At 63.3% G+C, this 23,736-nt stretch carries 23 protein-coding genes; 10 read left to right on the plus strand and 13 right to left on the minus strand.

All coding sequences use genetic code 11. From position 1 onward, the window contains the following. Nucleotides 1–8: 8 nt before the first annotated feature. The 8 genes from hemW to E8E68_RS06625 form a co-directional block, all read right to left on the minus strand. Entirely contained in the window at nucleotides 9–1,184 is a 1,176-nt protein-coding gene (hemW, locus tag E8E68_RS06590) for a radical SAM family heme chaperone HemW (RefSeq protein ID WP_266029051.1), read from the minus strand. Beyond that, nucleotides 1,181–1,777: an RdgB/HAM1 family non-canonical purine NTP pyrophosphatase gene (gene rdgB / locus E8E68_RS06595; protein WP_280340300.1), complete on the minus strand. Its 597-nt coding sequence runs from the start codon at nucleotides 1,775–1,777 to the stop codon at nucleotides 1,181–1,183. The genes hemW and rdgB overlap by 4 nt, the downstream gene beginning before the upstream one ends. Next, on the minus strand, nucleotides 1,774–2,208 hold the full coding sequence (locus E8E68_RS06600) for a DUF4426 domain-containing protein (RefSeq protein ID WP_266029052.1): 435 nt from the start codon (nucleotides 2,206–2,208) through the stop codon (nucleotides 1,774–1,776). Before E8E68_RS06600 ends, rdgB begins: the two co-directional genes overlap by 4 nt. A 22-nt stretch (nucleotides 2,209–2,230) precedes the next feature. Further along, on the minus strand, nucleotides 2,231–2,851 hold the full coding sequence (gene metW, locus E8E68_RS06605) for a methionine biosynthesis protein MetW (protein ID WP_003249106.1): 621 nt from the start codon (nucleotides 2,849–2,851) through the stop codon (nucleotides 2,231–2,233). Nucleotides 2,852–2,858: 7 nt separating this feature from the next. Then, nucleotides 2,859–3,998, minus strand: coding sequence for a homoserine O-acetyltransferase (locus E8E68_RS06610; RefSeq protein WP_266029053.1), 1,140 nt, complete (start codon nucleotides 3,996–3,998; stop codon nucleotides 2,859–2,861). An 88-nt stretch (nucleotides 3,999–4,086) separates the two neighbouring features. Beyond that, nucleotides 4,087–4,677 carry a YggT family protein gene (locus E8E68_RS06615; RefSeq protein ID WP_110745178.1) on the minus strand — a complete coding sequence of 197 codons (591 nt, stop codon included), beginning with the start codon at nucleotides 4,675–4,677 and terminating at the stop codon, nucleotides 4,087–4,089. A gap of 10 nt (nucleotides 4,678–4,687) precedes the next feature. Next, entirely contained in the window at nucleotides 4,688–5,506 is an 819-nt protein-coding gene (gene proC, locus E8E68_RS06620) for a pyrroline-5-carboxylate reductase (RefSeq protein ID WP_110745177.1), read from the minus strand. A 38-nt stretch (nucleotides 5,507–5,544) separates the two neighbouring features. Continuing rightward, nucleotides 5,545–6,231: a YggS family pyridoxal phosphate-dependent enzyme gene (locus E8E68_RS06625; RefSeq protein WP_266029054.1), complete on the minus strand. Its 687-nt coding sequence runs from the start codon at nucleotides 6,229–6,231 to the stop codon at nucleotides 5,545–5,547. Nucleotides 6,232–6,296: 65 nt separating this feature from the next. Between E8E68_RS06625 and E8E68_RS06630 the strand changes: the two genes are divergently transcribed. Beyond that, complete coding sequence (locus E8E68_RS06630) at nucleotides 6,297–7,304, plus strand: PilT/PilU family type 4a pilus ATPase (protein WP_266029055.1); 1,008 nt, start codon at nucleotides 6,297–6,299, stop codon at nucleotides 7,302–7,304. 349 nt (nucleotides 7,305–7,653) lie between these two features. Here E8E68_RS06630 and E8E68_RS06635 read toward each other — a convergent pair whose 3' ends face one another. Further along, nucleotides 7,654–8,283 carry a C40 family peptidase gene (locus E8E68_RS06635; protein WP_110745174.1) on the minus strand — a complete coding sequence of 210 codons (630 nt, stop codon included), beginning with the start codon at nucleotides 8,281–8,283 and terminating at the stop codon, nucleotides 7,654–7,656. A 166-nt stretch (nucleotides 8,284–8,449) separates the two neighbouring features. On the opposite strand from E8E68_RS06635, the gene E8E68_RS06640 reads away from it, so the two are divergent. After that, nucleotides 8,450–8,869, plus strand: coding sequence for a TM2 domain-containing protein (locus E8E68_RS06640; protein ID WP_110745173.1), 420 nt, complete (start codon nucleotides 8,450–8,452; stop codon nucleotides 8,867–8,869). A gap of 66 nt (nucleotides 8,870–8,935) precedes the next feature. Here E8E68_RS06640 and E8E68_RS06645 read toward each other — a convergent pair whose 3' ends face one another. The 3 genes from E8E68_RS06645 to E8E68_RS06655 form a co-directional block, all read right to left on the minus strand. After that, complete coding sequence (locus tag E8E68_RS06645) at nucleotides 8,936–9,634, minus strand: SPOR domain-containing protein (RefSeq protein WP_110745172.1); 699 nt, start codon at nucleotides 9,632–9,634, stop codon at nucleotides 8,936–8,938. Nucleotide 9,635: 1 nt separating this feature from the next. Further along, complete coding sequence (argS, locus tag E8E68_RS06650; protein WP_266029056.1) at nucleotides 9,636–11,372, minus strand: arginine--tRNA ligase; 1,737 nt, start codon at nucleotides 11,370–11,372, stop codon at nucleotides 9,636–9,638. A 187-nt stretch (nucleotides 11,373–11,559) separates the two neighbouring features. Continuing rightward, on the minus strand, nucleotides 11,560–13,779 hold the full coding sequence (locus tag E8E68_RS06655; RefSeq protein WP_110745170.1) for a primosomal protein N': 2,220 nt from the start codon (nucleotides 13,777–13,779) through the stop codon (nucleotides 11,560–11,562). Between the two features lie 167 nt (nucleotides 13,780–13,946). Between E8E68_RS06655 and rpmE the strand changes: the two genes are divergently transcribed. From rpmE to E8E68_RS06670, 3 genes are all read left to right on the plus strand, one after another. Beyond that, nucleotides 13,947–14,162, plus strand: a complete 216-nt coding sequence (gene rpmE / locus E8E68_RS06660; protein ID WP_056794359.1) for a 50S ribosomal protein L31 — start codon at nucleotides 13,947–13,949, stop codon at nucleotides 14,160–14,162. Nucleotides 14,163–14,164: 2 nt separating this feature from the next. Beyond that, entirely contained in the window at nucleotides 14,165–14,995 is an 831-nt protein-coding gene (locus E8E68_RS06665; RefSeq protein ID WP_266029057.1) for a thermonuclease family protein, read from the plus strand. Nucleotides 14,996–15,164: 169 nt separating this feature from the next. Further along, entirely contained in the window at nucleotides 15,165–16,433 is a 1,269-nt protein-coding gene (locus E8E68_RS06670; RefSeq protein ID WP_266029058.1) for a malic enzyme-like NAD(P)-binding protein, read from the plus strand. 457 nt (nucleotides 16,434–16,890) lie between these two features. On the opposite strand, the gene E8E68_RS06675 is transcribed toward E8E68_RS06670, so the two are convergent. Then, nucleotides 16,891–19,344, minus strand: a complete 2,454-nt coding sequence (locus E8E68_RS06675; protein ID WP_110745167.1) for a penicillin-binding protein 1A — start codon at nucleotides 19,342–19,344, stop codon at nucleotides 16,891–16,893. A gap of 177 nt (nucleotides 19,345–19,521) precedes the next feature. On the opposite strand from E8E68_RS06675, the gene pilM reads away from it, so the two are divergent. Genes pilM through aroK form a run of 5 tightly spaced genes read left to right on the plus strand, consistent with a single transcriptional unit; the run spans nucleotide 19,522 to nucleotide 23,658 of the window. Next, nucleotides 19,522–20,403, plus strand: coding sequence for a pilus assembly protein PilM (gene pilM, locus E8E68_RS06680; protein ID WP_266029059.1), 882 nt, complete (start codon nucleotides 19,522–19,524; stop codon nucleotides 20,401–20,403). Continuing rightward, nucleotides 20,400–20,936 carry a PilN domain-containing protein gene (locus E8E68_RS06685; RefSeq protein WP_280340307.1) on the plus strand — a complete coding sequence of 179 codons (537 nt, stop codon included), beginning with the start codon at nucleotides 20,400–20,402 and terminating at the stop codon, nucleotides 20,934–20,936. The genes pilM and E8E68_RS06685 overlap by 4 nt, the downstream gene beginning before the upstream one ends. Before the next feature lie 11 nt (nucleotides 20,937–20,947). Next, nucleotides 20,948–21,949, plus strand: a complete 1,002-nt coding sequence (locus E8E68_RS06690) for a pilus assembly protein PilP (RefSeq protein WP_280340421.1) — start codon at nucleotides 20,948–20,950, stop codon at nucleotides 21,947–21,949. Further along, nucleotides 21,873–23,135: a secretin N-terminal domain-containing protein gene (locus E8E68_RS06695; protein WP_280340309.1), complete on the plus strand. Its 1,263-nt coding sequence runs from the start codon at nucleotides 21,873–21,875 to the stop codon at nucleotides 23,133–23,135. Before E8E68_RS06690 ends, E8E68_RS06695 begins: the two co-directional genes overlap by 77 nt. A gap of 4 nt (nucleotides 23,136–23,139) precedes the next feature. Then, nucleotides 23,140–23,658, plus strand: a complete 519-nt coding sequence (aroK, locus tag E8E68_RS06700) for a shikimate kinase AroK (protein ID WP_003249147.1) — start codon at nucleotides 23,140–23,142, stop codon at nucleotides 23,656–23,658. Nucleotides 23,659–23,736 lie beyond the last annotated feature (78 nt).

Here is a 23,736-nt window from a genome sequence, read left to right on the forward strand (position 1 = left end):
GGTCATCCTTAGGTCAAGAAATACTGCAGCAGGTCATTGAGGAACAACTGGCCCCTTGGCGTGGCCACCAGTCGATCCGGTTCGACCTGCAAAAGGCCCTTTTGTTCGGCGGCGCGGCGTGCCTCGCGCAGCTGTGCCAGCGGCAAACCCGTGCGCTGTGTGAACAGTTCGGCCTCCACGCCATCGGTAAGCCGCAGGGCGTTCATCAGGAACTCGAACGGCAGCTCGTCGACCGGCAGCAGCTTCTCGCCAGCTTTGAACGGCTTGGCCAGGTTCAGGTAGTCCTTGGGCAGGCGGGTTTTCCAGGTGCGCAGGATGCGCCCGTCGGCGAAGGTCAGCTTGCCGTGGGCGCCGGCACCAATGCCGATGAAGTCACCAAAGCGCCAGTAGTTGAGGTTGTGTTGCGCCGCTCGGCCTGCCTGGGCATAGGCCGATACCTCGTACTGGCGATAGCCATGGTCAGCCATCAGTGCCTGGCCGGCCTCCTGGATGTCCCAGAGGATGTCGTCTTCGGGCAGCTCTGGCGGCTGATTCCAGAACACCGTGTTCGGCTCCACGGTCAATTGGTACCACGACAGGTGCGTCGGTCCCAGGTCGATGGCCTGGCGCAGGTCGCCCAGCGCGTCTTCCAGCGACTGGTCGGGCAGGCCGTGCATCAGGTCCATGTTGAAGTTGTCGAACCCGGCCGCGCGCGCCATACCGGCGGCTCGCACCGCCTCGTCACCGTTGTGGATGCGCCCCAGCGCCTGCAGCTTGGCTGGCTGGAAGCTTTGCACGCCGATCGACAGGCGGTTGATGCCTGTCTGCCGGTAAGCCTTGAACTTGTCCTGCTCGAAGGTGCCCGGGTTGGCTTCCAGGGTGATCTCGATGTCTGGCGCGAACGGAATGCGTTGCTCAACACCGCGCAGCAAGCGGCCAAGGGCATCGGCGCTGAACAGGCTGGGCGTCCCGCCCCCGAAGAAGATCGAGCTGATCGGTCGGCCTTGAACGGCGGCCATTTCCTGGTCGAGGTCGTCCAGCAGGGCCGAGACGTAGGCGTCTTCCGGCAGTTCAGGCCCGGCAGCGTGGGAGTTGAAGTCGCAGTAAGGGCATTTGCGTACGCACCACGGAATGTGGATGTACAGCGCCAGCGGCGGCAGGCTGGCAAAGCCCGCCGCGCCGGGAGAGGACAGCATTTCGATCATGCCAGGCCCAGACGTTGGCGCAGCAGGGCCATGGCACGGGCGCGGTGGCTGAGCTGGTTTTTATCTGCCGGGGCCAGGTCGGCGCTGGAGCAGTTGCGCTCCGGTACCCAGAACAGCGGGTCGTAGCCGAAACCGTGCTCGCCGCTGGCCTCGAACAGGATGCTGCCGTGCCACAAGCCTTCGCACAGGATCGGCAGCGGGTCGTCGGCATGGCGTACCAGTGCCAGGACGCAGACGAACTGCGCGCCGCGCTCGGCTTCGGGCACGTCTTTCAGGGCTTCGAGCAGCTTGGCATTGTTCGCCGCGTCACCCTTGCCGTCGGCATACCGTGCCGAGTAGATGCCCGGCGCACCACCGAGGAAGTCCACGGTCAGGCCAGAATCGTCGGCCAGGGCCGGCAGGCCGGAAATACGCGCGGCGTTGCGTGCCTTGAGGATGGCGTTCTCGACGAACGACAGGCCGGTTTCTTCCGGCTCGACCTGGCTGAACTCGCCAATCGAGCGCAGCTGCACGGACTGGCCGAGCATGGCCTGGAGTTCCTTGAGTTTGCCGGCGTTATGGCTGGCCAATACGAGTTGCTGGAAATTCATCATTCGCCTGGGAACACTTCCTGGTTGAAGCTGAGGGAGTTGCTGATGCCGCCGGTTTCGATGGTCAGGTCGAAGGTGACGGTTTCGGGTTGTTCGATCTTGAACTGGGCGATGTAGTACACCGCACTCTGTTCGGTAACCTGCTTGAACGACAGCGGGCTGCTGCGCCCGGTCAGGTCTTTGACCGTGCCGCTGACCAGTGCCGGGGCGGGCTTGCCGGCCTTGAGCACGGCAATGTTGAGCACGCCCTGGTTCTTGCTGCGCACCAGACCGGTGGCCGCAGCCACCTCGGGTGTGAGCATGCTCGAAGTGAATGCGCTGTAATGCACCGTCACATCGCCAAACACTTCCTTGCGCTCGGGCCGGGCGGCATCGGCAGCCAGTACCGGCAATGCCAGGCACAGGCTGATCAGGAACAGGGCTAGGCGACGCATGGGGCAATTCCTCCAGTGGACGTCAGACGGCGAGCTGGTGTTCTTGCAGGCCCGGGCTGCTGACGCGGTAGATGCCGATTTCACCTAGAAGATTAGGCCATAGCCGGCCACCCCACCCGTTACGGTGCAAGTGGTCGACGGCCAGGCGGTCGAGTACCTTTGCCCTGCGTTCGTGCACCAGTTCTTCGAAGTCGGCGAAGGTGCAGAAGTGGATGTTCGGCGTGTTGTACCAGGTATACGGCATGAAGTCCGATACCGGCATGCGGCCTTTGGTCGCCAGGTACCAGCGGCAGCGCCAGTGACCGAAGTTGGGGAAGGTGATGATGCACTGGCGACCCACGCGCAGCATCTCGTCGAGGATGCGGTCAGGGTACTCCACGGCCTGCAGGGCCTGGGTCATGATCACTACGTCGAAACTGTTGCTGGCGAAGTTGCCCAGGCCCTTGTCCAGGTCCTGCTCGATGACGTTGACGCCCTTGGCCACGCACGCGGCGATGTTGTCGGCGTCGATCTCCAGGCCATAGCCGGTGACCTGCTTGCGGTCACGCAGCGAGGCCAGCAGTTCACCGCTGCCGCAGCCCAGGTCAAGTACCCGGCTGCCGGCGGGGATCCAGTCGTGGATGATTTCCAGATCGGCTCTCATGCTGTCCTCAGATGGCAATGCGGTTCATGTAGTTCGAGAAACCCTGCATGTAGCGAGGTGTGGGGATCAGGAAGGCATCGTGGCCGTAAGGCGAGTCGATCTCCAGGTAGCAGACGTTCTTGCGCGCCGCCATCAGGGCGTCGACGATCTCCCGCGAACGGGCCGGGGAGAAGCGCCAGTCGGTGGTGAACGACATGATGCAGTAGTCTGCTTTGACCCCTGCCAGGGTGGCTGCCAGGTCGCCGCCTTGGGCGGCAGCCGGGTCGAAGTAGTCCAGCGCCTTGGTCATCAGCAGGTAGGTGTTGGCATCGAAACGGCCGGAAAACTCCTCGCCCTGATAGCGCAGGTAGCTCTCGACCTGGAACTCGACGCTATGGAAGTCGTAGTTGAGCTTGTCGCTCTTCAGCTCACGGCCGAATTTTTCACCCATCGAATCATCGGACAGGTAGGTGATGTGGCCGACCATGCGCGCCAGCATCAGGCCACGCTTGGGAATCACGCCCTGGTCCTGGAACGAGCCTCCATGGAATTCGGGGTCAGTGAGGATGGCCTGGCGCGCCACTTCGTTGAAGGCGATGTTCTGCGCCGACAGCTTGGGTGCCGAGGCGATGTCGACGCAGTGGCGTACGCGGTCGGGGTAGGTCATGGTCCATTGCAGTGCCTGCATGCCACCCAGGCTGCCGCCGACGATAGCTGCCCACTGCTGGACGCCCAGGCGGTCGGCCAGCCGTGCCTGGCTGTGCACCCAGTCTTCCACGGTCAATACCGGGAACTCGGCGCCATACGGTTTACCGGTGGCCGGGTTGACACTGCTGGGCCCGGTGCTGCCGTTGCAGCCGCCGAGGTTGTTCAGGCTGACCACGAAGAACCGGTTGGTATCGATCGGTTTGCCGGGGCCGATGCAGCTGTCCCACCAGCCCGGCTTACGGTCGGTGGCGGCATGGTAGCCAGCGGCATGATGGTGGCCGGACAGGGCATGGCAGATCAGCACGGCATTGCTCGCGCTGGCATTCAGGGTGCCGTAGGTCTCGTAGACCAGCTCGTAGCCGGCCAGGGAGCGGCCACAGGCCAAGGCCAGCGGTTCATCGAACCGGGCGGTTTGCGGTACTACCAGACCGACAGAATCTTCGGGAAAGACAGTGGACATCGACCCTGCTCACGCTTGACGGAGGCGTAAGTCTAAAGAGCGCTACCCCCAGCGGCAAGCAAAGGCTTGCGGCTGGGGGCAAGCGGGGTCAGATCATCCGCCACAGCTCTTGCGGCATGCCGGCGTAGGCGGCCAGCGGTGGCATGACGAACGACTGGATCACCTGGATCGCGAGGAAGGCGAAGATCGGCGAAATATCCATGCCGCCCAGGTTGGGCACGATGCGGCGGAACGGTGCCAGCACCGGTTCGCTGATCTGGTAGGCCAGCTCGGCAGCCGGGTTGTGGCTGTTGGGCGCAACCCAGGAGACGATCACCATGACGATCATGGCCACCCAGAAAATCTTGAGGAACAGCGAGGTGATACCGATGATAGCCCACATCAGCAGGTGCAGGACGTCGCCGAAGGTGCCATAGGTGACCATCAGCACGAAGGCCATCAGCAGCGCCTGGATCAGTACCGACAGCAGCAGCGACGAGGTGTCCAGGCCGCCAATGCTGGGGATGATGCGGCGGATCGGCTTGAGCAGCGGCTGCGTGGCGCGGACGGCGAACTGGCACAGCGGGTTGTAGAAGTTGGCCTTGACCAGTTGCAGCACAAAGCGCAGCAGGACGATCACCAGGTACAGGCTGACCAGGGTTTGCACCACGAAGATCGCGGCGCCGGACAGTGCATTCATCTAAAACTCCTTATTTGCCCAGTTGTTCGGCCAGCTCGGCGGAGCGCGTGGCCGCAGCCTGCAGCGCCTGCTCGACAATGGCTTCGAAGCCGCTGGCCTGGAACGACTTGATTGCCGCTTCGGTGGTGCCGGCGGGCGAGGTGACACGGCGGCGCAGTTCGGCAGCATCGACATCGCTGGCAACGGCCATGTGCGCCGCGCCCAAGGCGGTCTGCAAGGTCAGCTGGGAAGCGGTCTCGCGTGGCAGGCCGAGTTTTTCGCCGGCTGCGGTCATGGCCTCGATCAGCAGGAAGAAGTACGCCGGGCCGCTGCCGGACACCGCAGTCACGGCGTCCAGTTGCTGTTCTTGCTCCAGCCACAGGGCGGTGCCCACGGCCGACAGCAGTTGCTCGGCTTGCTGGCGCTGTTCGCCAGATACCTCGGCGGTGGCATACAGGCCGCTCACGCCCTGGCGCAGCAGCGCCGGGGTGTTTGGCATGCAGCGCACCACCGGGCGGGCGCCTACCCAGCTTTGCAAGCTGGCGCAGGTGATGCCGGCGGCAATGGACACGATCAGCTGACCGTCCTGGAGGTTGGGTTGCAGGGCCTGGCACACCGCTTTCATGACCTGCGGCTTGACCGCCAGCACGATTACGTCGGCGCCGTCGATGGCCTGGGCATTGTTCTCGAAGGCTTCGATGCCATGCTCGGCCTGGATGCGCGAGCGGGTCTCGGCGCCCGGGTCGCTGGCGCGGATCTGCGAAGCTTCCAGGCCTTGGGCACGCAGACCACCGATCAGGCTGGCGGCCATGTTGCCGGCGCCGATAAACGCAATACGAGTCTTGCTCATGTCAGGTCCTTGTGGGGAAGAGTGAGTTAAGCATGCAATCAGTTAGGGCCGTAGTCGCGGGCACCGAACAGGGCGGTACCGATACGTACCCAGGTCGCACCCTGCGCAATCGCCGCTTCGAGGTCGTGGCTCATGCCCATGGACAGGGTATCCAGGCCCAGGTCCAGGCCCTCTTGCAAGGTGCGCAAACTGGCGAAGGCTGCCTGCTGGGCGGCGCGGTCATCGGTGGGTTCGGGAATGGCCATCAAGCCGCGCAGGCGCAGGTTAGGCAGTGCCGCCACAGCCTTGGCCAGGGCTGGCAAGTCGGCGGGAGCACAACCGGATTTGCTGTCCTCGCCACTGACATTCACCTGCAGGCAGATGTTCAGCGGCCCCCGCCCGGCAGGGCGCTGTTCCGACAAGCGTTGGGCGATTTTCAGGCGGTCCACGGAATGTACCCAGTCGAAATGCTCAGCAATGGCTTTGGTCTTGTTCGACTGAATGGGGCCGATGAAGTGCCAGATCAAGGGCAAGTCGCCGAGTTCCTGCTGCTTTGTCAGTGCTTCCTGTAGGTAGTTTTCCCCGAAATCGCGCACGCCAGCAGCGTGCATCTCGCGGATCGCGGCGGCGGGCTTGGTTTTGCTCACGGCCAGCAACTGAACGCTGGCCGGTTCACGCCCGGCTGCCTGGGCAGCACTGGCGATACGGGCGGAAATCGCGGAAAGGTTGTCTGCTAGGGTGGACATGGATGGATGCCGGCAGCTTTAGGGTTTGCGGCATTCTACCTGCTTGAAGGCCTTTGGGGAGTCTCATGGAAGTGACCGACCTGTTGGCCCGGGCCATGGAGGCGGGGGCTTCGGACCTGCACCTGGCGGCGGGCCAGATACCGATGCAGCGCGTGGATGGTGAGTTGCAGCGCATGAATTCGCCGCCCTTGGGTGCAGATACCTTGATCGAGGCCATGGCTGGCGTGCTGGATGATGAGCGGCGCACGCAGTGGGCACAGGGCGATGAACTGGACATGGCGCTGGAGTTACCTGTACTAGGGCGCTTTCGCGTCCACCTGTTTCGCCAGTTGAATGGGCCCGCGGCCACCTTCCGCCTGATTGCGGGGCGTATCGCTACGCTGGAGGAGCTTGACCTGGCGGATGTGTTTCAAGCTGTTGCGCAGTATCGGAATGGCTTGATCCTGGTGGGTGGCCCGACCGGCAGTGGCAAGTCCAGCACGCTGGCGACACTGCTCGACCAGCTCAATCGGGAGCGGGCGCTGCACATCATCACCCTGGAAGACCCTGTCGAAGTTATCCACAGCAGCCAGCGGAGCCTGGTCAATCAGCGTGAGGTCGGTCGCCATAGCAGTGGCTTCGCTCAGGGCCTGCGCAGTGCGCTGCGCCAGGATCCGGATGTGATCATGATTGGCGAGTTGCGCGATCTTGAAACCATTCGCCTGGCCTTGCGTGCAGCCGAGACTGGGCACCTGGTGCTGGCGACCGTGCATGCGCGTTCGGCGGCCAGCAGCATCGACCGGCTGGTAGAGGTGTTTGCTGCCGAGGAAAAGGGGTTGGTACGGGCCATGCTGGCCGAGTCGTTGCAGATGGTGGTGGCGCAGGTGCTGGTCAGGCGTGTGGGCGGTGGCCGGGTTGCGGCGCGGGAAGTGCTGGTGGCTACGCCGGCAGTGCGAAACCTGGTCCGGGAGGGGCGGATGGCGCAGTTGTGCTCGGTGATGCAGGCGGGTGCAGCGCAAGGGATGCGGACGATGGAGGGGGCGATGCGGGGGCTGAAGGAGAGCGGACTGATCAGAGGGCATAGTGCCTCTTGAGGCCCCTTCGCGGGCAAGCCCGCTCCCACATTTGTTTCGGGCCAATTATTTCTGTGGGATTTTCGCGCGAACGCCTTGGCGTACACCTCGATATCGCGTCGTACAACCCAGGCGGTCGGGCGCGTCAGGCACAGGTAATACTGGCCCGAAACAAATGGGGGAGCGGGCTTGCCCCGCGAAGCGCCGCGCGGGCGGCGCTCGATCTCACAGACGCTGAAGATGCCATGGCGAGCACCTGGCAACCCTGATGCCATTGCCAGAAACCATGGAATCTCCCACAGGTACGGCACAGGTTTAAAGGCTGTGCTGGCGGTGGCAGCGGGCTTGCCTGGGAAAAGGTCTGACCTTTTTAGCGCTTGGCCAGATTCAGCTGTTGCTGCTCTTTCGGCAGCACCCGTTTGGCCACCACGTAGTGCTTCTGCCAGTAAGGCTTGCTCAAGGTATCGATGCTCACGCGCTTGCCACGGCGTGGCGCGTGGATGAAGCGGTCGTTACCCAGGTAGATGGCTACGTGATTGACCCGGCGGCTCTTGATATTGAAGAAGATCAGGTCGCCCGGCTTCAGGTCACCTTTGGCCACCTTCACGCCGTGGCCCTGGGCCATGGCATTCGAGGTGCGTGGCAGGTCGACGTCGGCAACGTCGTTGAATGCGTATTTGACCAGCCCGCTGCAATCGAAGCCTTTTTTCGGGCTGCTGCCACCCCAAACGTAGGGGGTGCCAAGCACATTCACCGCACGGCTGAGCACATCGCTGCTCTGTTTGGGCGACATGGCGGCAACCGGCATGCCGCTGCGGCTGCTGGCGGCATTGGCCGGACGAGCGCGCAGTGGGGCGTGCTTGGCCGGTGCGTGTTTCACCGAGGCATTGGTGGTATAGCCGGTGAAACCATTAGGAAGACGTTGCTCACGATTGGTGGCGTGGGCGGCCAGGGGCAATAATAGGCAGAGGGTCAGCCATGTCTTGAATAAAGGCGGCATAGATGAAGCTCTTATGAATAGTTATGTGTTGGGCGCGCAACTTTATAACAGCTTTTTGATCAATCTTTGATCCGTTGGTCGATTGCCTAGCTGCCGTACGTCGGCCTGCGACGAGAAAGTCACATTTTTTTTTAGAAAATTTTCGGATAACCCACGAGGGCTATGAATGAACAGTTATCAACAGGGAACGCCATTCCACGACACCCACAGCAAGACCATTGGCTACCTGCTGTGGATTTTCGGCTTCACCGGGTCGCATCGCTTCTATTACGGCAAGCCGGTAACGGGGACCATCTGGTTCTTCACCTTCGGGCTACTGGGCATCGGTTGGCTGATCGACCTGTTTCTGATCCCGTCCATGGACCGTGAAGCCGACCTGAGGTTCCAGTCGGGGCGCATCGACTACAACATCGCCTGGATACTACTGACCTTCCTAGGGGTTTTTGGCCTGCACCGGTTGTATCAAGGCAAGTGGGTGACCGCGATCATCTACTTCTTTACCGGCGGGCTGTTCCTGGTGGGCGTGCTGTACGACTTCTGGACGCTGAACGGCCAGGTTTCCGAGCGGAACGCAGGGCGCGGTTGAGGCGTTTATGGGGGAGCAGGGCAGCGCAAGGCTGCTCCTGCAGATGCTCAGGTTACCCGCGGGCGGTTACTGGCGGGTCTGGCGCTGTTGCAGCAGCAGGTTGCCGAAACCAGCCCCGGCCAGTTGCTTCTGCGCCCCGGTCAGCTGTTCACGGTTACTGAACGGGCCGACGAGCACGCGGTACCAGGTTTCTTCCTTGACCGTGCCCGATTCCACCTTCACCGACTGGCCCAGCAGGATGATCTGTGCGCGTACCTTGTCGGCATCGGCCTGCTTGCGGAACGAACCGGCCTGCAGGAAGTACTGGGTCGTTGCAGCCGGCTTGATGACCGGTGGTGCCGGTGGCGGGGTCTGGCCGAGTAGCGCGGCCTGGGCACGCGCGGTATCGATTTTCGCCGCTTCGGCCGGGGTCACCGGGGTTACCGGCTGGGCCGGTACTGGTGGCGTTTTCTCGGGCACGGCCTCTGGCGGCACGATCACCTCGGACTCCGGCAGTAGGGTGTAGAAGTCGTACTTCGGCTTCACCGGCTGCTGCGGGGTGGCCTGCGCCGGCTTGCCGGCTTCGGCCACTTTCTCCGCCTTCTGCTGCTCGGGCTTGGCGCGCTTGATGTCATCGCCGCCAGGTTCAAGTTTCATCAGGAATACGATGAACGCGCCTACGGTCAGGCCGACCGCCAGCCATACCCAGCCGGGAATCGGCTGCTTGGCCGGCGCCGTCTGGCGGCTGGCGCCGCGTTTTGGGGCAGGTTTTTTCTTGGCAGCCAACTTACATGCGCTCCAGGGTTTCCAGGCCGAGCAGTTCCAGACCTTGTTTGAGGGTGCGGCCGGTCAGTGCTGCCAGGCGCAGGCGGCTCTGCTGCTGCGAAGGGGTTTCGGCAGCCAGGATCGGGCAGTTCTCGTAGAAACTGGAGAACAGGCCGGCCAGGTCGTAGAGGTAGCTGCACAGCACGTGTGGCGTGCCTTTTTCGGCGACGTTGTTAAGGATTTCGCCAAACTGCGCCAGGCGTGCGGCCAGGTCCTGCTCGTGGGCGGCTTGCAGCACGATGTTGCCCTCGACTTCGTCAAAGCCCTTGCCCAACTTGCGGAACACGCCGGCCACGCGGGTGTAGGCGTACAGCAGGTAGGGCGCGGTGTTGCCCTCGAAGTTGAGCATCAGTTCGAAGTTGAAGCTGTAGTCGCTGGTGCGGTGCTTGGACAGGTCAGCGTATTTCACCGCACCAATGCCCACCACCTCGCCGATGTGGCGCAGGTCTTCGTCGGCCAGGCTAGGGTTCTTTTCCTTGACCAGCGCGTAGGCGCGCTCCTTGGCTTCGGTCAGCAGGTCGATCAGCTTCACCGTGCCGCCGTCACGGGTCTTGAACGGGCGGCCGTCGGCGCCGTTCATGGTGCCGAAGCCCATGTGTTCCATTTGCATCGGGTGGCCGACGAAGCCTGCGCGGCGGGCCACTTCGAACACTTGGTTGAAGTGCAGGGCCTGACGCTGGTCGACGAAGTACAAGGCACGGTCAGCCTTGAGCACATTGCTGCGGTAGCGCACGGCAGCCAGGTCGGTGGTGGCGTACAGGTAGCCGCCGTCGGCCTTCTGCACGATCACTGGCAGCGGGTCACCGTCGCTGTTCTTGAACTCGTCGAGGAACACGCACTGGGCGCCCTGGTCTTCGACCAGCAGGCCTTTGGCCTTGAGGTCGGCCACCACATTGGCCAAGTCGTCGTTGTAGGCACTTTCGCCCATCACGTCGGCCATGGTCAGCTTGACGTTGAGCAGCTCGTAGGTTTTCTGGCAGTGCGACAGCGAGATGTCCTTGAAGCGTGTCCACAGGGCCAGGCAGTCCGGGTCGCCGGCCTGCAGCTTGACCACCAGCCCGCGGGCGCGGGTGGCGAAATCTTCCGATTCGTCGAAGCGTTTCTTGGCGGCGCGGTAGAAGTTCTCCAGGTCCGACAGCTCGTCGCTGGTGATCGGGTTTTCCTGCAGGTAGGCCATCAGCATGCCGAACTGGGTGCCCCAATCGCCGACGTGGTTCTGGCGGACGACGTCGTCGCCAAGGAACTCCAGCACCCGCGCCACGCTGTCACCAATGATGGTCGAGCGCAGGTGGCCGACGTGCATTTCTTTGGCCAGGTTGGGTGCCGACATGTCGATCACCACCTTTTGTGCAGGGCCGGCCTTGCGTGCGCCCAGGTGGGCGTCGGCCAGGGCGGCATCCAGGCGGCTAGCCAGGGCGTCGGTGTTCTGGAAGAAGTTGAGGAAGCCTGGACCGGCAATCTCGACCTTGCTGATGTCGGCGCTGGCCGGCAGGGCGTCGATGAGTTTTTCGGCCAGGTCGCGCGGCTTCATGCCGGCCGGCTTGGCCAGCATCATGGCGATGTTGCTGGCGAAGTCGCCGTGGGTCTTGTCCCGGGCGTTTTCCACCTGGATCGCCGGCGACAGCCCTTCAGGCAGCACACCGTCGGTGACGAGTTGGGTGAGGGCTTGCTGGATCAGCTGGCGAATGGTGTCTTTCATGGGGATCTCTTTTCGACCGCAAGCGCGGTGGAGCGCTTGGATGCGCAGGTGGAAAAACTGGGCATTATCCGTGGCTGGGAGCGGGTTGCCAACCTTTGGGGCTTGCCAGCCTCAAGAATGCCGGGGCCGCTTTGCGGCCGTTTCGCGACGCGAGGCCGCTCCCACTGGAGGTATTTGCTTCCTGAAATCAATAAAGGTCTACCGGGTCGACATCCAGCGACCAGCGAACCTGACGCCCGCTCGGTAGCTGCTCCAACACTAGCAACCAGGCGCTGATCAGTCGATGCAAAGGCGCCCGGGTATTGGCCTGTATCAACAGTTGCGCGCGGAAGCGACCGGCGCGGCGTTCCATGGGAGCCGGTACCGGGCCAAGAAGTTCGATGCCCGGTAGCCGTTGTTCGGCCACCAGGCGCTCGGCGGCGGCGCAGGCTTCGTCAAGGAAGCCTTCGGCCTGCCCCGGCTTGTGGGCCTCGGCGCGCAGCAGGGCCAGGTGCGAGTATGGCGGCAGCCCGGCGGCGCGGCGTTCGTCCAGGGCTTGCTCGGCGAAGGCGAAGTAGCCCTGCTCGGTCAGCTGAACCAGCAGCGGGTGGTCGGCCAGGTGGGTCTGGATGATGACCTTGCCGGGTTCTTCAGCCCGGCCGGCACGTCCGGCCACCTGCACGATCAGTTGCGCCATCCGCTCGCTGGCGCGGAAGTCGCCGGAAAACAGCCCGCCGTCTGCATCGAGGATGGCCACCAGCGTCACTCTGGGGAAGTGATGGCCCTTGGCGAGCATCTGGGTGCCGACAAGAATGCTCGGCTGGCCCTTCTGGATGGTGCTGAACAGGTTATGCATGGCGTCTTTGCGAGCCGTGCTGTCGCGGTCCACACGCAGGATAGGGTAGTCCGGGAACAGCACTTTCAGGCGTTCTTCGGCGCGCTCGGTGCCGGCACCGACCGGGCGCAGGTCTACGTGGTTGCATTGCGGGCACTGGTGCGGCAAGCGTTCGTCATAGCCGCAGTGGTGGCAGCGCAGCACGCCAGACCGCTGGTGCACGGTCATCCGCGCATCGCAGCGGGGGCATTCCGACAGCCAGCCGCAATCGTGGCACAGCAAGGTCGGGGCAAAGCCGCGGCGGTTGAGGAATACCAGCACCTGCTGGCCGGCTTCGAGGGTCTGGCGAATCGCTTGCTGCAGCGGGCCGCTGATGCCGCTGTCCAGAGGCAGGCTTTTTACATCCAGGCGCAGCATGCGCGGCGGGCGCGCACCGCCGGCACGCTGGTTCATGCGTAGCAGGCGGTAGCGCCCGGTGAGGGCATTGTGCAGGGTTTCCAGCGACGGCGTGGCCGAGCCAAGCAGGATCGGGATGTTCTCCTGGTGGGCGCGCACCAGCGCCAGGTCGCGGGCGTGGTAGCGCAGGCCCTCCTGCTGTTTATACGAGCCGTCGTGTTCTTCGTCGATGATGATCAGGCCAGGGTTTTTCATTGGCGTGAACAATGCCGAACGGGTGCCGATGATGATGTCGGCCTCGCCGTCCCGCGCTGCCAGCCAGGCATCCAGGCGTTCGCGGTCGTTCACCGCCGAATGCACCAGGGCAATGCGCGCGTTGAAGCGTTGCTCGAAGCGCGCCAGGGTTTGCGGGCCGAGGTTGATCTCCGGGATCAGCACCAGCGCCTGCTTGCCGGCTTCCAGGGTTTCGCGGATCAGTTGCAGGTAGACCTCGGTCTTGCCGCTGCCTGTGACACCGGCCAGCAGGAACGCACCGAAACCGCCAAAGCCCTCGCGCACGGCGTCAAAGGCATCGCGCTGTTCTTCATTGAGCGGCAGTTCCGGCTGTGCCAGCCAATGTTCATGGCGCAGCGCTGGAAGGTGGCGTCGCACCTCGATCTGCACCAGCTCCTTGGCCAGCAGCAGGTCAAGGCTGTCCTTGTTCAAGTTGAGCTTGGCCAGCAGGCTGTGGGCCACGCCGTGCGGGTGCTGGGCCAGGGTCTTGAGGGCGTCGCGCTGGCGCGGCGCACGGGCGATGCGCGGGTCGTCCAGGCGGGCATCGGGGGCCATGCGCCAGAAGCGTTCCTGGCGCATTTCGGCGGGTTCGCCCTGGCGCAGCAGCGTCGGCAAGGCCCAGCTCAAGGTGTCACCCAGGCTGTGCTGATAGTACTGCGCGGTCCACAGGCACAGCTTGAACAGCGACGGCGGGATCGGCGACACCGGATCGAGCAGGGCGCTGGCTGGCTTGAGCTTGTCGGCGGGCACATCGCTTTGTGCGCACACCTCTACCAGCACGCCGATCATTTCGCGACGGCCGAAGGGCACCCGAATGCGCATGCCCGGGGTCAGGGCCTGGCGTGCCATGCTCGCCGGGGCCTGGTAATCGAACAGGCGGCGCAGCGGGGAGGGCAGGGCAAGGCGCAGGATGACGTCGGGCACGCGGAAAGTCTCGGAGGGCGTTACAAGAAGTGGCGAGCCTAGCAGACGACGGTCGGTGCAAGCGACAACTTGCACTGGCGCTGTGCTCTGGTATTATTCGCCGCCTAATTACGTGCGGTATTCAACAATTGGTGTTGGGTGGCGGCACGCAGCTCGAGGAAGTGACCATGAAAGAAGGTATCCACCCGAACTACGAAGTAGTTGCAGTCACCTGCAGCTGCGGCAACAAGTTCGAAACCCGTTCGACCCTGGGCAACACCCTGTCGATCGACGTTTGCAACCTGTGCCACCCGTTCTACACCGGTAAGCAGAAAGTCCTGGACACCGGTGGTCGCGTACAGAAGTTCGCCGATCGCTTCGGTATGTTCGGTACCAAGAAGTAATCATGCGCATGGCGAATCCTTCGGGCTTCGCATTGCGGCTGAAGAAGGCGCCCCTCGTGGGCGCCTTTTTTGTGGCCGCCGTCTGGCAGTTACCGGCCCTGGCATTTTGCCCGCTGCCGGATCGGCCGCAGCAGGTCATGGTGAGAGCGGTGGTCGATGGCGACACCTTGCGCCTGGTCGATGGCCGCAGAGTGCGGCTGATCGGTATCAACGCCCCGGAAATCGGCCGAAAGGGGCGCACCAGCGAGCCCTATGCCGAAGCCGCCAAGCGGCGCTTGCAAGCCCTGGTGAAGGGCAGTGACGGGCGCGTCGGGCTTGTGCCAGGGGTCGAGTCCAAAGACAAATACGGCCGTACACTGGCGCATGTATACGGCCCTAATGGCGACAATCTTGAGGCACAACTGCTCAGGGAAGGCTTGGGCTTGCATGTGGCGGTTGCCCCCAATGTGCGCCTCAGTGGCTGCCAGCAGCTTGCCGAGCACGCTGCGCGCCGGGCCGGCGTGGGCCTGTGGCGGCGCTCGCCCGTGGTGCCCGCAAGCGATGTCAGGCAGTCGGGTTTTGCGCTTGTGAGTGGCCGTGTCGAAAGCATCGAGCGCAACCGTGGCGGGGTCTGGCTTAACCTGGGCAGCGCCATGGTGCTGCAGGTTCCCGCTCGTCTGCGACGTAACTTCCCTGACCGCTTCTTCGATAACCTCAAGGGACGCCAGGTCGAAGCGCGTGGCTGGGTGCTGGATCGTTCCCGCAGGGGCGTCCTCAAGCCCGGCCAGCGGCGCTGGGTCTTGCCATTGACCGATCCGAGCATGTTGCAGCGCATTTCAGGTCGAAAGATGTAGACATTTCGCTATTGGATTGTACACACTGTGAGGCGTATGCCCCCGTGGGTTTTAGCGTAAAGTCGTAGGCTAAAGGCCTTGACACAAGTGACCGACCAGTCTTGTGACTCCCCGGCTCTTTGCGTATCCTCGGCGGTCCGTCAGAACAGTAAATAGCGGAATGCCCACCATGTCAGACCTGAAAACCGCCGCTCTCGAATATCACGCTCAACCTCGTCCGGGGAAACTGAGCGTCGAACTCTCCAAGCCCACTGCCACTGCCCGTGACCTCGCCCTGGCCTACAGCCCAGGTGTTGCCGAGCCGGTGCGTGAAATTGGCCGTGATCCAGAGCTGGCTTACAAATACACCGGCAAAGGCAACCTGGTTGCGGTGATTTCCGATGGCACTGCCATCCTCGGTCTGGGTGACCTCGGCCCACTGGCTTCCAAGCCGGTCATGGAGGGCAAGGGTGTTCTGTTCAAGCGTTTCGCTGGTATCGACGTGTTCGACATCGAAGTCGAATCGGAAAGCCCGCAAGCGTTCATCGACACCGTTCGCCGCATCTCGATTACCTTCGGTGGCATCAACCTCGAAGATATCAAGGCGCCAGAGTGCTTCGAAATCGAGCGCACCCTGATCGAACAGTGCGACATCCCGGTGTTCCACGATGACCAGCACGGTACCGCCATCGTTACCGCCGCCGGCATGATCAACGCCCTGGAAATCGCCGGCAAGAAGCTGGAAGACGCCAAGATCGTCTGCCTGGGTGCCGGTGCTGCCGCCATCTCCTGCATGAAGCTGCTGGTGAGCATGGGCGCCAAGGTCGAGAACATCTTCATGATCGACCGTAGCGGCGTGATTCACGCTGGTCGTGACGACCTGAACCAGTACAAGGCGCAGTTCGCTCACGCGACCGACAAGCGCACCCTGGCTGACGCGCTCGACGGCGCCGACGTGTTCGTAGGCCTGTCCGGCCCGAACCTGCTGAGCCCAGAAGGCCTGAAGTCGATGGCTGCCAACCCGATCGTGTTCGCTTGCTCGAACCCGGACCCGGAAATCTCGCCAGAGCTGGCACACGCCACTCGCAGCGATGTGATCATGGCTACCGGCCGTTCCGACTACCCGAACCAGGTCAACAACGTACTGGGCTTCCCGTTCATCTTCCGTGGTGCCCTGGACGTTCGCGCCAAGCGCATCAACGAAGAAATGAAGATCGCTGCCGCCGTCGCCCTGAAAGACCTGGCCAAGCTGCCAGTGCCGAAGGAAGTATGCGATGCCTACGGCGTACAGGCTCTGGAGTTCGGCCGTGAGTACATCATTCCGAAGCCCCTGGACGCACGCCTGATCACCGTCGTTTCCGACGCGGTGGCCAAGGCCGCCATCGAATCCGGCGTTGCTACCCTGCCGTATCCGAAGCACTACCCGCTGACCAGCGTGGATGACGTGTTCAACGGCTGATTAGTCCCGTAGCGACATGAAAAAGCCCCGGCTCGCATGAGCCGGGGCTTTTTGTTGGGGCATTGGAAAGTGTGGGGTTTGCGAGGCGTTCGTCCCGACATGTTCGTTGGCTGTGAGATCGAGCGCCGCCCGCGCGGCGCTTCGCGGGGCAAGCCCGCTCCCACAGGGATCGCGCAAGATTCCAGAAATTGCGCAAGCCCGTGGCTTGCACCATGATCGGGCCAGTTTTCAGGTGCTGTGCAAGCCAGTTGTTTGCCCAGGGACTGCATCAGCCTCAAGCCTGCGGAGTACCTGTGGAAGCGGCGTTGCCAGCCTTGGTGTATGTCTTGAAACGCGACCATGGCCTGAGAGGTTCGGCACGTTGCAACAGCTGTGGGAGCGGGCTTGCCCCGCGAAGCGCCGCGCGGGCGGCGCTCGATTCACGCGCCCACGCAAAACCCGAATAAGGCGCCCTGCCTTAGAACAGATCCATCGGCGCCGCTTCGTCAGCCGGCAGCGGGCTGCCCGGCGCTGCGCCGTTGCCCAGTTCATCCACTGACGGCGGCGAGTCTTCGGCCTTGAACAGCTCGAAGTAAGCATTCGGTGTGCTCGGCGAGGCCGCACGCCCGCTGACCGGGTCTACGCGCAGGCTGAGTATGCCTTCCGGCTCTGCAGGGGTATGCGCCGGCTTGTCCTTCAGCGCCGCGCCCATGAAGCTCATCCAGATCGGCAGCGCCGCGGTACCGCCATACTCGCGGCGGCCGAGGGTTTCCGGCTGGTCGAAACCAACCCACACCGTGGTCACGTAATCGGCGTTGTACCCGGAGAACCAGGCGTCCTTGGATTCGTTGGTGGTACCGGTCTTGCCTGCCAGGTCAGTGCGGCCCAGGGCCAGCGCCCGACGGCCAGTACCACGCTTGATCACATCCTGCAGCATGCTGGTAAGGATGTAGGTGGTGCGCCCGTCAATGATCTGCTCGGCCACAGCCGGCGTCTGCGGCACAGGTGCCACTTGGCCGAAGGCCGATGGTGCTTCGCCAGGCATGGCTGCGGTGCTGATCGGCTGTTCAGGTGCAGCCAGGCCGGCCTGGTCCTGGGCGCCTTGCGGAACGCGAGGCGGGTTGGCGGTGAACAGCGTCTCGCCGCTGCGGCTTTCGATGCGGTCGATCAGGTACGGGTTGATCTTGTAGCCACCGTTGGCAAAGGTGCTCCAGCCAGTGGCGATCTCCATCGGCGTCAGGGTGGCGGTACCCAGGGCCAGCGACAGGTTGCGCGGCAGGTCCTGCTTGTTGAAGCCGAACTTGGCGATGTAGTCGATGGTGCGGTCTACACCCATGGCCTGCAACAGGCGGATCGACACCAGGTTGCGCGACTTGTACAGCGCTTCACGCATGCGGATCGGGCCGAGGAAGGTGTTGGTGTCGTTCTTCGGGCGCCACACTTTGTCTACCGATTCGTCAACGAACACGATCGGCGCATCGTTGACCAGGCTGGCGGCGGTGTAACCGCTGTCCAGCGCGGCGCTGTAGATGAATGGCTTGAAGCTCGAGCCTGGCTGGCGTTTGGCCTGCATGGCGCGGTTGTAATTGCTCTGCTCGAACGAGAAACCGCCGACCAGGGCGCGAATCGCGCCGTTGTAGGGGTCGAGGGTGACCAGTGCACTCTGCGCGCCGGGCACCTGGCTGAACTTCAGCTTGCCATCCTCAAGGCGCTGCAGGCGTACCAAGTCGCCCACCTGCGCTACGTCAGCTGGCGATTGCGGTGCGCGGCCCATTGAGTTGCTGTTGATGAACGGGCGTGCCCATTTCATGGTGTCCCAGGCAACCTCGGCCTGTTGACCGTCCCGGGTCAGTACCGTCAGGCCGGTTTTTTCCACCTGGGTAACGATGGCTGGCTCCAGGCTGCCAAGGGTGCGCTGCTTGCCCAGTTCCTGCAGCCACGCTGCCTGGGTACGGCCGGGGAAGCGTGCTTCAGGGCCACGGTAGCCGTGGCGTTCGTCGTAATCGGAAAGGCCGTTGAGAATGGCCTTGTTGGCCATTTCCTGCATGTCGCTCGGAACGGTGGTGGTGACCCGGAAGCCTTCGGTGTAGGCATCGCTGCCGTAGCGTCCGACCATCTCCGCGCGAGCCATTTCGGCGATGTACGGCGCATTCACCTCAGGTGTCGGCACGTGGTAGCTGGCGTTGAGCGGCTCGGCCAGGGCAGATTCGTAGCTGGCTTGGTCGATCTTGCCCAGCTTGTACATGCGGCCGAGGATCCAGTCGCGGCGCTCTTTGGCACGCACCGGGTTGGCCAGCGGGTTGAAGCGCGACGGTGCCTTGGGCAGGCCGGCAATCATTGCCATCTGCGCCAGGCTCACGTCACGGATCGACTTGCCGTAGTACACCTGTGCCGCTGCGTCGATACCGTAGGCGCGGTTACCCAGGTAGATCTTGTTCACGTACAGCTCAAGGATTTCGTCCTTGGTCAGCTCACGTTCGATCTGCAGGGCCAGCAGGATTTCGTTGGTCTTGCGCGAGAAGCTGCGCTCGCTGGTGAGGAAGAAGTTCTTCGCCACCTGCATGGTGATGGTGCTGCCGCCGGTCTGAATGTGCCCGGTCTTCACCAGCTGGGTGGCGGCGCGCATCAGGCTGCTGGGGTCGACACCGTAGTGGTTGAGGAAATTGTCGTCCTCGGCTGACAGCAGCGCCTGAATGAACTGTGGGGGAATTTCCGCGAAGCGGATCGGGGAGCGGCGCATTTCACCGAACTCGGCAATCAGCTTGCCATCGCTGCTGTACACCCTGAGAGGGATCTGCAACTGGATGCTTCTGAGCGAATCGACCGAGGGCAGGCTGGGGCTAAGATACAGAAACGCACCGCTCACACCGAGTACGAGCGCGCAGATGACTGCGACGGAAGACCACCAGAAGAACTTCAGCAGACGTATCAAGGCTTTTCGGTGTCCAGGTTGGGAGTGGATTGCACGCAGGTCCAGCGGACCAAAAAACGCTGGGCATTATAAGCATTTTTCGCCTCTCCGGGTTACCGGCCAGGCTGCTCGTCGCCTCGTCGGGCAGTCTCGGCCCAGTGTTGCCGCGGGGTTGCAACAGACAACAAGGAAGCCGCGATGCTTGGACGCTTCGGCAAGGATGCCGGTTCACTGGTGGGAGTGGAAATTGCCCCCGAGGCCATTCGCCTGGTGCAACTGCAACGGCGCAATCGCCATTGGCGGGTGGTGGGTTCGGCGCAAGAACCTTTGCAGGCCACAGCGGGCGCAAACTGGATCGCAGAGCCCGGCGTAGCAGCAGCGGCGCTGCAGCGTGCCTACCGACGGAGCGGTCTCAGGCAGCGGCAGGTGGCCTTGGCACTGCCGGCCTGCCAGGTCATCTGTAAAACGTGCCATTTGCCAACGGCGCACGATGGGGCGCAGCTTGAAGCGCAGCTACTGGCTGACGCCGAGCGGCTTTTTCCGTTTCCGCTGGAGGATCTGGCCCTCGATTACCAGGTCATGGGGGCATCCAGCGTGCAGCCAGGCTGCTCCGAGGTGATGGTCGCTGCCTGTCGACAGAGCGCGCTGGCGTCACTTGAGTCCGTTGTTGAACAGGCGGGCTTGCAGCTTGAAGCCGTCGAGGTCGACAGCATTGCCTTGTGTCGCATGTTGCCACCGGGCGAGCTGGAGGGAGTGGCGCTGCTGCGCATCGAGGCCCGCAGCGTGACCCTTTATGGCTGGCAGCCGGGCAGGGCCTTCCAGCGCCATGAGCTGCAGGCGGATGGTGGGGAGATGGCTGGGCAACTATCAGGGCATTTGCAGGCCCTGTTAGCTGAAGAACGTCTGCCTGCAGAGCTGTGGGTTACAAGCAGCGCGTCGCTCGATCCGGTCTGGCTGCAAGACCTCGGCAGCCGGCTGGGCGTGCCTTGTCGACACCTGCCTGGCCTGGCGGGGCTTGAACACGTCGACGGCTCGATGCTGCTGGCATGCGCCTTGGCTGTCGGAGGGTTGCGCCCATGATGCGGCTCAACCTGCTGCCGTGGCGTGAACGGCAGCGTCAGGCGGCTTTGCGGCGCTGGCGCGCCCAGCTGGTGGCTGGCGCATTATTGGCATTGTGCGCGGTGACGTTGGTGGATCAGCTGGCCCGCCAGCGCGGGCAGCAACAGGCGCTGGCCAATGCCAGGCAGCAGGTAGCCCTCGATTTGCTGGGCGAGCAGTTGCAACCGCTGGCCGATGTGCGTGCACAGCATGACACGCTGCTCGTCCGAGCTGCGGCGCTGGAGGGATTGCGTGCACACCAGGGTGTGCTGGCCGGGGTGTTCGCTGACCTAGAGGGGGCGTTGCCAGAGGGGTTGCAGTTACTGGACCTCAGCCTGGAAAGCGGCCGCTTACAGATGACCGGGCTGGCAGCCTCCGGGGCTGTGGTTGCGCAGTTCATGCGTGACTTGAACCGTTCGAGCGTATTGCTCGACCTGGAGCTCAAACACCTGAGAAGCCTGCCGGGCGGCGATGAGTTTCTGCTGATCGCGCGCGTTTCGGCGTTCTGGTCGTGAATAGCGCGGCATTGCTCGCCTGGCTGAGTGTGGCTGAGCGCTCCGCTCGCTTTCGGCGGCTGGCGCCAGTGTTGCTGGCTGTTGGGCTATTCAGTGTGGGCTGCGCGTTACGCTTGCCGGCGCTATTGCAGCAACAAGCGCAGGAGGACGTCAGGCGTGCGGAACTGAATCAGCTGCAGGCGAGCGGCGCATCGCAGTTGGCCGAGCTGCAGCGACTGCAGGCGGCTGTGGCGGTTGCCGAGCAGCGGTTACAGGCAGCGCGCTGGCAGCTGGCTGCGGGGGAGAGCATGAGCGACCTGCTTGAGCGCCTGACGGTTTCGGGGCATGCGCATGGCCTGCATGTCGAGCGCCTCGACGTCCAGGAAGGTGAGCTACAAACCGGTTTCCACAGGGTACCGCTCGAACTGCAGGTGGTTGGGCATTACCCGGCCTTGCGGCTGTGGCTGGACGAATGGTTGGGCCAGGCGCGGGTGCTACGTAGCGGCGACATGCGCCTGGCAGCGGCTGATCGCGAGGCTGGGCTTTTGCGCCTGCAATTGCGGCTCGATGCCTATCACTCGCTTGGGCCCCTGTCAGCGCCAGCAATGCTCGCCCACGTGCCGGCACGGGCGGCCATGGCAGCGCCTTCAGTAGATCCGTTCGCCCCCGCTACCACGCGATCGTCTGGCTCCGGCCTGGTGGGTGTGCCATTGGCGCAGTTGCGAATGGTTGGCAGCCTGGCACGTGGAGCGTTCCATGAAGCGTTGCTGATGGGCGCTGGCAAGCTCTATCGCGTGCGCCCCGGTGACCGCTTAGGGCGCGATCAGGGTGTGGTGAGGCACATCGACCCACAACAGGTCGAAGTGCGTGAACGGTTGTTCATGGCGGGAGAGTGGCACGAACGCGCGGCGTTCATCACCCTCGCCGGGCGCTTGGGCAAGGAGGCCCCGGACAAGCATGAAGAAGTGGATGAAATACCTGCTGGCAACCCTGCTGTGGATACCGTTGGCGTCGGCGACTCCCCACCAGGGTGAACCCCTTTCGCTGAACTTCCAGGATGTTGAGGTGCGCGCTGTGTTGCAGGTACTGGCGGATTACGCGGGCATCAATCTGGTTGCCAGCGACGCGGTGCAAGGTAATGTCACCTTGCGTTTGCAGGATGTGCCGTGGGAGCAGGCCCTTGATCTGGTGTTGCGCAGCAAGGGCCTGGCCCGGCGCCAGGAGGGCAACGTGCTGCTGGTGGCGCCGGCAGCTGATTTTGCCGCGCAGTCAGCCGACAGCCGGGTGGAACAAGCATTGGAAGCACACCTGCAGCCTTTGCATCGACAACTGTTGCCCATTCACCACGCCAAGGCGGCCGAGCTGGTAGAGCTGCTGCTGGCGAGCCTGACGGGCGACGGCATGCACACGGGTAGCCTGAGCGCCGATGAGCGTACCAATACCCTGGTGGCGCACCTGCCAGCTGACCGTCTTGCCGAGCTGCGGCAGCTGCTGCTGCAGCTGGACGTGCCAGTCCGCCAGGTGGCGATCGAGGCGCGTATTGTCGAGGCCAATGTCGATTACGAGAAAAGCCTGGGGGTGCGCTGGGGTGGGCCGCTCTACGGTGACAGGTTGCGCCCCGGCAAAGAGCTGTTCGTCGACCTCGGGGTGGAGCGTGCCGCCAGCAGTGTCGGGCTTGGGCTGCTGCGCGGGGACGTGTTGCTTGACCTGGAACTCAGCGCCATGGAAAAGAGTGGCAATGGCGAGATCATTTCGCAGCCAAAGGTGGTCACGGCCGACAAGGAGACCGCGCGGATCCTCAAGGGTACCGAGGTGCCGTACCAGGAAACCAGCCAGAGTGGCGCCACCTCGGTGTCGTTTCGCGAGGCCTCGCTGTCGCTGGAGGTGACCCCGCAGATTACCCCGGACAATAAGGTGATCATGACGGTGAGGGTGACCAAGGACGAGCCGGATTACGTCAATGCCTTGAACAACGTGCCGCCGATCCGCAAGAACGAGGTAAATGCCAAGGTTCGTGTGGCAGACGGTGAAACGATCGTGATCGGTGGCGTCTACTCGACTGCGCAAAACAATGTGGTCGACAAGGTGCCATTTTTGGGCGATCTGCCGTATGTTGGGCGGCTGTTTCGACGCGATGCATTACAAGAGAAAAAATCCGAGCTGCTGGTCTTCCTGACTCCGCGTATCATGAGTGACCAGGCGATTGCTGTGAGTCGTTGATTCTGTGCGAAATTTGATACTTGTGGGACCCATGGGCGCTGGTAAAAGCACCATTGGACGCCTATTGGCCAAAGAGCTGCGCCTGCTGTTCAAGGATTCCGACAAGGAAATCGAACTGCGATGCGGCGCCAACATCCCGTGGATTTTCGACAAGGAAGGCGAGCCGGGCTTCCGTGATCGCGAGCAGGCGATGATCGCTGAGCTGTGCGCCCTCGACGGCGTGGTCCTGGCGACCGGCGGCGGTGCAGTCATGCGTGAAGCCAACCGCCAGGCGCTGCACCAGGGTGGCCGGGTCATCTACCTGCATGCTTCAGTGGAGCAGCAGGTTGGCCGCACCGCGCGCGACCGTAACCGGCCGTTGCTGCGCACCGCCAATCCCGAGGCCACCTTGCGGACCTTGCTGGAAACCCGCGACCCGCTCTACCGGGAGATCGCCGACGTGGTGGTAGAAACCGACGAGCGGCCACCACGCATGGTGGTGATCGATATTCTCGAGCGCTTGCAGCAGTTGCCGCCCCGTTAACCCGGGACTATCCTCGGCGACCAGCGCCGAGTCGAGGCTCAACGTTATCGCGCAGGTTGCCCGAACGGCGCCGCGCCC

Source organism: Pseudomonas sp. BN607, assembly GCF_029871175.1.
Taxonomy (GTDB): Bacteria; Pseudomonadota; Gammaproteobacteria; order Pseudomonadales; family Pseudomonadaceae; genus Aquipseudomonas.